Genomic DNA, 12,179 nt, shown 5'->3' with positions numbered 1-12,179 from the left:
ACCGCTCGAAATTACCGGGCTGTCGTCACTCTCGCCGCCATCATCTTATGGCTTAGATAACTGTCCACACCACCTAGAGGCCGACCTTATCTCGGACCTGCCGGAACTGAGGCTGACGGAGGCGGACCTCAGGCGGCACTGGAATGATCACGGCTCGCTAATTTAGGCTCGATTGTGCTTAGAACGGCCGATTCCGAGTCAGGTCCGCTGCGAACCGATAAGTCGTTCGGGCTGCCAATCCCTCGGATTGTGGTTGGTGCAACCAGGAGCCAGACTGTCATGAGCGGGCCGCTCGATCCGTTGAACCCACGGGGAGGGAGCGCTGGCTCGCTCGCGGCTTACATGGCGCCGAGCCGTGCGCGGGTGGAACAAGTTCAAACTGCTCGACGTGCCCTAGACCCCACGCGAGCGTTGATATCCTACCCCAGCGATCGGAGTAGGTTGGAGGCTGAACACCAATTGACCACCGAAACACCGTGAATAAACGGCGATAATGGTGGCCAATCGCGAGCAAACTGCATTGTTTTTGTTGATCTTTCCGATTGCTACTTACGTTCGGGACGCAGGGGTCGCAGGTTCGAATCCTGCCACTCCGACCATATTCCGATGTGTTTTCAATCGCTTACGGTTTCGGTTGAGCGCGCCGCGCTCAACTATGGGTACCCCTGCATAGCACGCAGTGATCGGCCTTATAGTGAGCGCCGAACCGTCCGACAATCTCGACAATTTGCTTGAGGTCTGAAGTGGCACCCGAGCCTGCTGCACGGGCCGCTCTCTTGGCATGTGCTTTGGGGTTCCAGCTGCGTTCTGATGGCCGCCACAAAAAGGCACGAGAACCCGACAGAATCAACACGATCTGGGTCTCGTCATGGAAATAGGGCCTGAGCCCGAGCGAGCCCCCGCGCCACGATACGATGCGAGCTCGACGATACCAGCGATGTCCATGCGCCGGTAATTCCAGATCGCCGCCGAGGTCAGACGGGTCGCTGATGTTGCCGCTGGTGCCGCTTTCGCGTGCCCTGTCGGCGGTGTCGTCGTCCTTGCCATGGCGCGAGATACATCCCGTGACGGTGATGGCGCCACATTAAGCATAGCGTCAACCGCTGCTTGTGCCGGTGGAAGGTCTTGCCTACCCATTTTCAATGGACTCGGCCAAAAATATCACGCGGTATCATGCTCTCGATAGTTGGCGTGGCATTTGCGCTTGCATGGTCGCGCTATTTCATTTCGACGTTATCAGCCATCTGTCGTTCCTGCCGCTCACCAGAAATGCCTACCTCTTCGTCGATTTCTTCTTCGTGTTGAGCGGCTTTGTCATCGCGTCGAATTATCGTTCGCGTCTCGCTGAGGGCTTCGGCACGGGCCGCTTCCTCCTCCTGCGGCTTGGGAGGATCTATCCGCTGCATCTCGTGACCTTGCTGCTGTTCATTCCCATCGATGCTGCGAAGGACGGTATTGGCCCAAACCTCTTGCAGGCCATCGTCACCAACATTCTGCTGCTGCAGGGACTCGGCGTTAATCCGCAGAACTGGCTGAACTTCGCGAGTTGGAGCATCAGCACCGAGTTCGCCGCCTATGTGATCTTCGCCGCCGTCGTGAGCAGGATCGGGCCGACAATCTGGCCTTGGCTGCTTCCGATCATTGCGGGGCCGGTTGTGCTCGCCACCATCAGCCCGGACGGGATGAATGCGACTTTTGACTATGGGTTGGTGCGCTGCCTTTATGGTTTCGCGCTTGGCGTTCTCGCTTTCGATTTGCGAGAGCGCTTCCCAGTGTTGCGCGCACGCCTGGCGCCATCCGTTGAGACATTGCTCGAGGCGGCGAGTCTCGTGCTCGTTGTGGGCTATGTTTCGGTCGCTGGAAGCAGCGTCACTCTGCAGGTGGCCTCGCCGCTGGTGTTTACGCTGGTCGTTCTGGTGTACGCGCGAGAAGGTGGTGCGGTCAGCCGTTGGCTGACGGTTCCGTCCATGCTCATGATCGGGACGCTGACTTATTCGATCTACATGCTGCATCCGCTCGTCAGGGCAGTGGTGCGGGCCATCCTTATGGTCGTCGAGCGCCTCAGGCATACGGAGTTGTTTGTCTCTTACGCGTTGAGCCCGGGCCATGAACCGACGAAAGTTGTCGCTCTGAATGGATCGCTCTGGCTTGGTGATCTCCTGCAAATTGCGATGCTGTTGTTGACCGTCCTGCTGTCGGTTGCAACGTATCGTCTTGTCGAGGAGCCCGGGCGTGACTGGGTCAGGCGCTTGATGGATCGGCGGAGGGGCGGCACAGTACGCGGCGCACGACCGGCTTTCGACGCATGACACGCCGAGCTCGTTCAATTTCGCACCTGTCGCGTTGTTACGCGATGTGGGCGACGCGCCGTATGCGGGTATTGTATGCAAGGCCTGCGGCGGCAAGATCCGCCAGAGCGGTCCCGACTGCCTTGAACATGGTGATGTCGTCGCGCGATCGTCGCCCGTGAACGGCGCCGCTGCACGTTCGGCTAGCGACGCCTTCAAGTCCTGACGTGACAAAATTCCCGCCTCGATCGGGTGGACGAGATCACCGGCCTCATGTGCCGCCTCATAGGTGTCCACGAATATGGCGGACCGCTTGATGACGTCGTCATCCGATTCCCGCATCGCCGGCGTGAAGGCGCCGATGAGATCGACATGGACGCCGGCCTGCAGCCATTCACCTTTGATCAGTGGCGATGTTGCCAGAGTGGCCGACGTGACGATATCAGCCGTCCTGACGGCATGTTCAAGGTCGGACACGAACACGGCATCCAGTCCGGAGTCACGGAGACGATCCACCATCCGAATGGCGCTGTCGGCGTTGACGTTCCACACGCTGATCCGGCGAATGTCGCGGACGGCCCGATAGGCTTCCGGCAAAAGGCTTGCGATCCGGCCGGAGCCGAGAATGAGCAGGTTGGTCGCGTCTTCGCGCGCCAGATAGGACGCCGCGAGCGCTGACGTCGCAGCGGTTCGCCTGGCGGTAAGGACGTCACCTGCGACCGTCGCAAGTTGCACACCGGTGCCGCTATCGAACAGCAGATAGACCGATGTGAGCGCCGGCATCTTGCGCGCGGCGTTGCCCGGGAATACGGCGACCAGCTTGACTCCAAGCAGATCATCAGCTTCCGATTTCTGCTGCCATGAGGGCATCAGCAACAAGGTCGCGTTCGGCTCGCCCGGAACTGGGATCGTATGATGATGTCGCGGCGGCACAGTGCAGCCCCTGACAAAGAAGCTGCGCAGATGCGGGATCAGCTCATCCATCGGGAGAAGGCGCGTCGCCTCCTCTGCATCAATGGTCTGCAGCGGTTGTTTCTCGGTCATGGCCTTCTCATTGCAAGACTTTGTGTCGCGGCTCTCGCGCGACGCCCGCATGCTGTCGCGGTTGCCGAACCAAATCGAGGTTGTGCTTCGGCGTGCCGGACGAGGACACGCCGGGACGTCAATGCGGTCGTCCCGGCGTGTCAGTTCGCGCGGCTCAGCGGTCGATCAGGGAAGAATTGGCGGGTGGTAGGTGAACGTCGTCATCAGGATTGCCGCAAGGATCATGACGATCGGGAAATGCACAAAGAACTGCACCGAGGTGTAGCCGATCAGGTCTTTTGACTTCAAGCCGAGTATGCCAAGCAGCGGAAGCATCCAGAATGGATTGATGAAGTTCGGCAGCGTCTCCGCGATGTTATAGATCATCACAGTCCAGCCCAAATGAGCCCCGATCTCATTGGCCGCCTTCATGATGTACGGGGCCTCGATGATCCACTTGCCGCCAGCCGACGGGATGAAGAAACCGAGTACCGCGGAATAGATTCCAACCAGGAACGAGAAGACGGTCGAGTTGGCGGAGGCGTCCACGAACCAGTGTGCGATGGTGTCGGACAGCGTTACGCCCTTGCTGTTCGGCACCTTGGTCAGCATCTGAGCGATTCCGGCGTAGAAAGGAAACTGCAATAGCACGCCCGAGACGCTTGGCATCGCCTTGGAAAAAGCCTCAAGCAGGCTGCGTGGACGCCAATGCAAGAGGATGCCAAGCACCAGAAAGACGAAATTGTAAGTGTTCAGGCCCGACAAAGTGATCAGCGGATTGCCGGACTGAAAGGTCTGCCAGAGCCAGCCCAGCGCCAGCACGACGATCAGGATCGTCAGAATGGGACTGAACTCGAGAAAATCGCCGGGCCGCGCCGGCTTCTTCGGCTCGATTCGGTCGTCGTCGAGCGACACGCCGAGATCCGCGGCGGTCTTGACCAACCTCGGATCTGGAGCAGTCAGGTAGCAGATCGCTGCGGATAGCGCGGTGACGACCACCGTCGTGACCAGATTCTGCCACGTCAGGATCGTTTCAGAGAAACCGATGACGCCGGTGATCGGCAACAGCGAACTCGGGATGCTGGCCGCATTGGCCTGAAGCTGGGCGGCTGATGATGTGATGCCGAGCGTGAAACCGCAGCCGAGGCCGAGATAGCCAGCCGCCCCGGCCGCGCGATAGTCCAGCCTGATGTCCTTGCGCCGCGCGATTTCGCGCACCAGTAGGCCGGAAAAGATCAGACTGAGACCCCAGTTCAGCAGCGACAGGACGATACTGAGGACACCGACGAAGACCACAGCGCCGCGCGCGGTGGAGGGTACGGCCGCCAGCCGCCGCAGCACCGCCGCGACCGGCGGCGACATCGCGACCACATAGCCGCCGATCGCGACCAGCGCCATTTGCATCGTGAACGGAATGAGATTCCAGAAGCCGTCGCCGAAGGCGCGGCTGACCGCAAGCGGTGAGCCTCCATGCACGATGGTGCCGAGCGCGATCACGACCACGGCAATCAGAACGAACACATAGGCATCCGGAAACCAACGCTCGGCGAAGGCGACCATATGCTGCGAGAGCCTTGCAAGCAGGTTGGTCTGCATCGGCATTTTGTCAGGAAACGAATTTCTATGCGTAGCGTCGGTCATTGCTGCCCCATTATTATGTCGGTGTTGGTTTCGTCGCGTCATTGCCGGTCAAAGCGCGAGCGTGAGTTCGGAGAGAGGAACCGTCTGGCAGGTCAGGCACTGGTCCGTCGCGCCCACATCGCCGCCGAGTTGTGCGACGGCGCCCTTGACGATGCGCATGGCGCAGCTCTCGCACTGGCCGACACGGCAACCGCTGGGAAGAGACAGGCCCGCGGCCTGAGCGGCATCGAGAAGGGTTCCGAGTTCAGGCGACCAGATAAAGCTTTTGTCGGTACCGGCGACGTGAACCTTCTGTGGCTGCAACGTCCGCGGCACGATCGGCGGTGATGCGAACGCCTCCGCGAATACGTCGAAGCGCGGCATGCCCCGTTCTACCAGTCGCTCAGTCATTGATGTCGTAAAGTGCGGCGAGCCGCAAAGATAGGCGAGGGGCCTCTGCGGCAGCACTGGATCGATCGCCGTCAGGTCGAGCCGCCCCATGTAGTCGTAGTCCTCTGGGCAACGATCTTGTGCGCGCGGCGCTGAAAACGCCGTGACGAGATCAAGTTCCGGGAGACGGTCTGCAAGCTCCCGCAACCGCCGGGCAAAGGGATGCTCATCACCGTTGCGGCAACCATAGAGCAGAAGCACCTTGGCGACGCGCTCCGTCGGCTCGCGCTCCGCCAGCGCCTCGAGGTGACTCATAAAGGGTGTGATGCCGATACCGGCCGCGAGAAAAATGAGAGGCCGGGGACCCGCCAGCGGCGGGGTGAAAATTCCTCTCGGCGCCTCGATCTGGACTTGATCACCGACGGTCAGGCGATGGATATGAGCGGAAAGATGACCGCTGTCGCGGGTGTGGGCCAAATTGTCGAAACGCCGTTTCTTTATTGCGACCGACAGGACGTCCTGGCCGCCATGGCCGGTCAGCGAATAGGCGCGGGTCACATCGATTCCCGGCAGGCCCAGCATGACGTGTTGTCCCGGCCGGAACGCGGGAAGCGGGCCGCCATCGCGCGGGAGGAGGTCGAGCGCGACGACATCGTTGGACTCGTTGCGAACGGTGGCGACCGAGAAAGCGCGCCGGCCGACCCAGCGGCCACGGCTCGCGGTCTCGTCCTTGCGAATGTCGCAGCGTATCGCCCGCAGCGGCACCGAGCCGCTGACCGGATCGCGCGTTGCGTCGCTCAAGCCGTCGTTCATGTTCGATGTCGCAAAACCAGCGGAGCTGGTCGCTTCGCGGCCCAGTGGCGGACAATCCTCCCACCAACCGAACTCGGCGATGGCGATGCGATCGTCGAGAGATTCGTTCAGCCGCACGCGCAGCCGTACCTCTCCCGTTGACGTCTCGACGATCGCCCAGTCACCATCCTCAAGGCCGCGCCGCGCCGCGAGCGTGCTGGTGATCTCGATCGCGGGATCAGGCGTTTTCTTGCGAAGCGAGGCGATATGACGGTGCGAGCTGTGCACGAACCAGCCGCTCTTGGCTGTGGTGAGCACCAGTGGGAAGCGGCTGTCGGGGGTGTCTGCAAGCGGGCTCTCGGCGGGCTCGATATGGCCTGCCAGCGGCGCGTAGCCGTGATCGAGCATCAATTCCGAGTAGATTTCGACACGGCGGGTGGGCGTGGCAAAGCCCGCGATCGTGCCGTCCTCCCGCTGCACTGCGTATTTTTCGTGCCGGAACGGCTGGGGAAAGCGCAGGCCCTCCGGATGCCGACGAAGTTCGTCGACCGTCACGCCAAGCGGCGCGAGCTGATGGTTCCAGCCAGCGCGGATGTCGCCACCGAAGAATTGGTTTGCCAGGCCCAGCCTGACGGCGAGCTCGGCTGCGATTTCATAGTCTGCTTTGCACTCGCCGAGACGCGGAAGCATCTGCGGACGGAATTGTATCGTCTCGACGGCATCCTGCGTGATCTCGAAACCGATTTTGAGGGCGTCCCGCTCCCACGGCATATTGGCCGGCAGAATGATGTCCGCATTCTCTGCCGTCGGATTCATGAACATGTCGACGTGAACGTGAAAGTCGAGTGCACGCAATGCCTCGCGATTGCGTGAGGAGTGCCCCTGAGAAACCACGAAGTTCGTGCCGAAGCTCATCAGCGCTCGGACGCGATAGGGTTCGCCGGTGAGCACGGCGCGGCTGAAGTCGCGCGCCGTGATCCATCCGCGGCTTGGTGGCCCCAGCGGCAATTCGTCGATGCCGAGCGCTTTGGCCTTCTGCTCCGGCGGCAACAAGTCATAGTCGTTGACGCTCCGCGTCGGCGGCGGCACCGGCCAGACATTGCCGCCCGGCCGGTCGCAGGCGCCGGTCAGCGCGTAGAGTGTCGCGATCGCCCGCTCGGTCATCGTCGCATTGGTGTGCTGGCCGACGCCGGTCCACGAGTGGTAGGCGAGCCTTGGGCTGTTCTCGAACAGGCCGTAGAACGCAGCGATGTTGCGCTCCTCGAGCCAAGTTACTTCGGCGACGCGAGCGATCGTGTAGGGGGCAGCCTCCGTGGCCAGCAGACGAAAAGCGGTCGCCGCAGCGATGACGCGGCCATCGCGCGCGGCAAGCGTCGTCCGGCCATTCAGCCTGCAGTGCGCAGGATCGAGAGCCGCAACGCGGGCGTCGTGGGCCTGCGCCATCCCGGACTGATCCAGCACGACGAAAGCTTCCGACGCTTGATTGTCCCAGAGTTCGTTGGCACGAACGAAGCGGCCTGTATTGGTGTCGACCAGGAAAGGCCCGTTGGTCCAGCGCGTGACGAAGCCCGCATCGAACGATCCTGTCGCGATGAGATGCCGGATTGCGCCCATCGCGAGGGCTCCGTCCGAGCCGGGACGGATGCGTAGCCAGAGGTCAGCGTCCTGTCCCGATCCGTTCGGCTTGGGATCGACCACTGCAACCCGCGCTCCGCGCCGTCGCGCATTGCCGATACGGGTCGCCTGGGCAAGCCATGTGCGGGCGGGATTGTGTCCCCACAACACGATGGCGCCGGCCTGCTCATAATCCGGAAAGCCGATACCGCGGCCGAAAGTCAGGGCATGGGCATAGTCCTTGTGCCAGCCGCAGATTTCGACGGCGTAGATCAGATTTGGACTGCCGAAGCACCTGATGAAGCGCTCGACCCATTCGAAGCTGTCGACCATCGGGGTGCCGCTGGGCGTGGTGACGGCAAAGGCCACGGCTTCAGCGCCGGATGTTTTGCGAATGCCGCCGAGCTCTCGGGCGATGTGGTCCAGCGCCTCGTCCCAGGAAATTTCGGTCCAGCCCGGATCGGCAGCGTCTCGCGGCGCAGTTCGACGAAGCGGTTTGGTCAGCCGCCGCGGACTATGGACCATCTCCGGTGCGGCGCGGCCCTTTGCACATAGCGCTCCGCCGGTCGGATGCCCTTGCAGGCTCTCGACGCCGATCAGCCGGCCATTCTCGACCACCATGGTCGAGCCGCACCGTGATCGGCAGAGCGTGCAATAGCCCGGGATGCGCTCAGCCATCGTCAATGAAACCGTGTCACAGGGAAGTTAATGTAGCGCGTTACTGTAACGCTTTACATAGCATGATCTGTGGGCATATCCTCCGTCAAGCGCATTTATTGTGCTGCACTTGCTAAGCCGGAGGGCTCTGGAACCGACGAAGCGGAGATGGGGATGGAGCAAAATTTACGGGAGCAGGTGGTGCAGCAGGTGCGCGCCGAGATCATTTCCGGTCAGAGCGCGCCGGGAACGATGTATTCCGTGCCGACCCTCGCCACGAGCCTCGGCATCTCGACGACTCCCGTGCGCGAAGCGCTGCTGGAGCTGACGCGCAGCGGACTGATCGAACCCATGCGCAATCGGGGTTTCAAAGTGGTCGAACCGACCTTGACCGAACTGCGCAACCTGTTTGATCTCCGCGAAGTCCTGGAGCTCCATGCGGCCGCGATCGTTGCACGCAAGCCAAAGAGGGATCTCGAAGGGCTTTATCGCTTTGCCGATGACATCGCGCGCGCGGTGAGAACGGAAGACCTGAGGCTCTATCTCGAATCCGATCGAAGCTTTCATCAGATGTTGACGGCCGCGGCGGACAATGCACGACTCACCGAGTTGGTGATGGGATTGCGTGACCAAATGCGACTTTACGGTATCAAGTCGCGTGCAGGTCTCGCCCGCCAGAATGAGTCAACCGCGGAGCACTATCAGATCATTGAGCTTGCGATGGCCGGCAAGGAGGAGGCTCTCACCAATCTGCTCAGGCATCATATCAGGGCCTGGGAGCCGATCTTTGTTGAAGCGTTGTCACAGGTGACGATCCCGCGCGAACCGATTGCCGCCAATCGTGGTCGGGGGCGCTAGTTGCAGGCTGCTCCACGATCCGCAGCATGCCCGAGGGATTTGCGGTGGCCGCCAACCAGCAATCAGCATTGTGGTAAACGGGTCAGCGCTCATGCTTCGTGCAGCATCGCGTGCAGACGCCGGGCAAGCTCTGCCAGGCGGAACGGCTTTTCGACAATTGGAAATTCCCCGACCGCATTGTGTCGTTCCAATACATCTGCCGCATAGCCGGAGGCGAGCAGGATTCTGATATCCTTGCCGAGCTTCCTCGCTTCGCGAGCAAGCTCAACTCCGCTCATTCCGTTGGGCATCACGATATCACTCAGCAAGAGCTCGAAATCCTGACCGCTCTGCAGTATCCGAAGCGCGTCCATGCCGTTCCGGGCACAGGAAACCTGATAGCCGCACGTGGTCAGCATGGCTGACGTGGCCTCCAGCAGATCCTCGTTGTCTTCAACGAGTAGAATTCGTTCCGTGCCGGTCGGTATGGCCTGAGGTTGAGAGCACTCCGGATCAGCCTCACGCGCTTGCGCAGCCCTTGGGAGGTATAGATCGATCGTAGTTCCGGCGCCGGGTGCGCTGTTGATGACAATATGGCCACCAGACTGTCGAACGAAGCCATAGACCATGCTGAGTCCGAGTCCCGTACCCTTCCCGACATCCTTGGTCGTGAAGAATGGCTCAAATACGCGGTCCCGCACTTCCGGGGGCATTCCGCAGCCGGTGTCTGTGACGGAGAGCCTCACATACGATCCGGGCGGACAGCCGGACACTGAGCTCCTGTCTTGGACCACGTTCCGGGTTTCGATCTGCAGCACACCTCCATCGGGCATGGCATCGCGCGCATTCAAGGCCAGGTTGAGGAGCGCAGTCTCCAGAAGCGACGGATCAACGCGACACATCCATAATTCTTCATCGAGCCGCAGTTGGACTTCGCATCCATCCCCGACGGCTTGGCGAATGAGTCCCTGGAATTCGGAAAGGAGCCGATTGGGGTTGACGAATTCCGGCTTCAATGCCTGCCCACGGGAAAAGGCGAGAAGCTGCGTCGTGAGCTTCGTTCCGCGATGCACGGAACGTCGCGCCGCTGCGGCGTATTGCCGGATCTTGCCGATATCTGGGGCATCCTCGATGAGTTCGAGGTTCGCAGAGATCACCGTAAGCAGGTTGTTGAAGTCGTGCGCGACGCCGCCGGTGAGCTGGCCGACGGCCTCCATCTTCTGGCTCTGATGGAGCTGCTCCTCCATCTGACGGCGCGCCTCCAGGGCCTGCTTGTGATCGGTGATGTCGCGGAGGAAGATCGCGAGGCCGTGGCTGGAGGGAAAGGCATTGAGTGCGTACCAGACGTTCATGCGCGGGCAAAACATTTCGAGATAGGTCGGTCGTCGCTCTGACGTCGCCTCCCGAATTGTCTTCAAGGCTTCCAGATCGGCGGCGACCGGAAAGGCTTCTGAAAGGGCCATGCCGACGATGTTCCGGCCGTGGGCGACACTCGCCGAGGCCGGTCCATTGAGATAGCTGACCCGCCAATCCCGATCGACGATAAGCACGCTGTCGGTGGTGTTCTCAAAAATCATGGTGAACCGAGCGGCAGCTTCCTCGGCTCTCTCCTTTGCTTCGGACAATTCGTGCTCGCGGCGTTCGAGCGCATCGGCCATGGTGTTGAACGCTTCGGCGACCCGGATGATTTCGGATGTTCCCTGGACGTCGACGCGTCGTGCAAGGTCGCCTAGCCGCCATTGGTTGGCGGCGGCGACCAGTTGCTCGAGCGGACGATGGATGAACCGCCGAGCCCCCAGCGACGTCAGGCTCAACACCAGCGCGGTGCTCAGTACGATCAGGAAAACGCCACGCTGTGTGCCGTGCTGGATCTCGGTGAACGCCCGGGCTTTGTCGAGGCCAAAGGCGATAACGATTCCCCCATCCTGCAGGACCGAATAGCCGACGATCCGCTCCACACCATCGAGATCGACGATATCGGCAGTGCTCCGATGGTCGGGCTTTCGATCGTTATCCCCGGGTATCCTCCGGCTGGCAAAGCGGTCGTTGTCGGGATAACGGGCCAGGTACGTGCCGTTCCGGTCCATGATCGCAAGTGCAGCCCCCGGCGGCACGTCCTGCTGAGCGATGGAGCCGGCAAGCCAATCCAGGCTGAGGGCGGCTATGACGACGCCGCCAAGCCGGGCATCGTCGCCATAGAAGGGCAGCGCAAAATGAAGGACCTTGCGACCAGTCTGCCGACCGATTGCGAACTCTCCGACTGTGAATTGGCCGGTTTTCAGTACGTCGGCGAAGTAGGGCCTTCCAGCCGCGGTCGATCGCTTGTAGTCAATGTTGGTGTCACAGAAGGCGTCGCCGTTCGTGTCGACCACGATGAAGCTGATGAACCCCGGATATCGTCGCATGATCCTGGCGAGGTAGGCGTCGCAGCCTTCGGTGTTCTTCGCCTTTATCGCCGGAAGCTCCGATAGTGCGATCAGCGCTTGATGCATTCCCTGGACGATCTGCCGCTGTTCCGCCGCGGCAAGCTCCGCCAGGTTGAGTGCCTGGTTTTGCACTTCGACTTGGCGGGCGCAACGGAATTGGAATTCATTGTAGGCTTGAATCGCGATAGCTGGGATCAATGCGATAGCCACCAGCAGGAATAGACGTGATAAAAGAGTCACTTGTTTGCTTACCTTCTGCCCGCGATCTGTGGTCCTGCAACGCCCGTCGACCCAGTGGCGCTCTGACGTCGATCGCTGACGAAATGCGATCTGCGATGCTCAGGACAGTCATCTTGATCGCGACGCTAATCATGCCGTTGTGTAAATGACGCTTCAGACAAATCCTTCGGTCTCCGTTGTGCGAAACGATGTTCATTCGACGTCCTCGCAAGCGTGAGCAAGGGCACTGCCGGACGCGGCCTGTGCGGTCTTTCAAATGTTGGCGAGCTCTGCTACTGGATCATGACGCGAT

The 12,179-nt window shown here is 61.1% G+C and carries 6 protein-coding genes and 1 pseudogene; 3 read left to right on the top strand and 4 right to left on the bottom strand.

What is annotated here, in order from left to right:
• The first annotated feature begins 1,142 nt into the window (after positions 1-1,142).
• The gene (locus ACZXDY_RS11410; RefSeq protein ID WP_464345552.1) at positions 1,143-2,309 is read left to right on the top strand and encodes an acyltransferase family protein; all 1,167 of its coding nucleotides are present in this window, start codon (positions 1,143-1,145) and stop codon (positions 2,307-2,309) included.
• A 225-nt stretch (positions 2,310-2,534) separates the two neighbouring features.
• On the opposite strand, the pseudogene lhpI reads toward ACZXDY_RS11410, so the two are convergent.
• The 3 genes and pseudogenes from lhpI to ACZXDY_RS11395 all read right to left on the bottom strand — a co-directional run.
• Positions 2,535-3,272: pseudogene (gene lhpI / locus ACZXDY_RS11405) on the bottom strand (bifunctional Delta(1)-pyrroline-2-carboxylate/Delta(1)-piperideine-2-carboxylate reductase); the annotation flags it as partial.
• 225 nt (positions 3,273-3,497) lie between these two features.
• On the bottom strand, positions 3,498-4,952 hold the full coding sequence (locus ACZXDY_RS11400) for a short-chain fatty acid transporter (RefSeq protein WP_464345545.1): 1,455 nt from the start codon (positions 4,950-4,952) through the stop codon (positions 3,498-3,500).
• A gap of 48 nt (positions 4,953-5,000) precedes the next feature.
• Positions 5,001-8,405, bottom strand: a complete 3,405-nt coding sequence (locus ACZXDY_RS11395; protein WP_464345544.1) for a molybdopterin-dependent oxidoreductase — start codon at positions 8,403-8,405, stop codon at positions 5,001-5,003.
• 69 nt (positions 8,406-8,474) lie between these two features.
• Here ACZXDY_RS11395 and ACZXDY_RS11390 point away from each other — a divergent pair, with 69 nt between their 5' ends.
• On the top strand, positions 8,475-9,242 hold the full coding sequence (locus ACZXDY_RS11390; RefSeq protein WP_464345543.1) for a GntR family transcriptional regulator: 768 nt from the start codon (positions 8,475-8,477) through the stop codon (positions 9,240-9,242).
• 89 nt (positions 9,243-9,331) lie between these two features.
• On the opposite strand, the gene ACZXDY_RS11385 is transcribed toward ACZXDY_RS11390, so the two are convergent.
• A complete protein-coding gene (locus ACZXDY_RS11385) occupies positions 9,332-11,779 on the bottom strand; it encodes an ATP-binding protein (RefSeq protein WP_464345542.1) in 2,448 nt (815 codons plus the stop codon).
• Here ACZXDY_RS11385 and ACZXDY_RS11380 point away from each other — a divergent pair.
• Positions 11,708-11,869 carry a hypothetical protein gene (locus ACZXDY_RS11380; RefSeq protein ID WP_464345554.1) on the top strand — a complete coding sequence of 54 codons (162 nt, stop codon included), beginning with the start codon at positions 11,708-11,710 and terminating at the stop codon, positions 11,867-11,869. The genes ACZXDY_RS11385 and ACZXDY_RS11380 overlap by 72 nt on opposite strands.
• Positions 11,870-12,179: the final 310 nt, after the last annotated feature.

This window comes from Bradyrhizobium sp. LeoB3 (assembly GCF_055456055.1).
The sequence above is the reverse complement of the archived record's forward strand: the minus strand, read 5'-3'. Positions and strand labels throughout refer to the sequence as shown.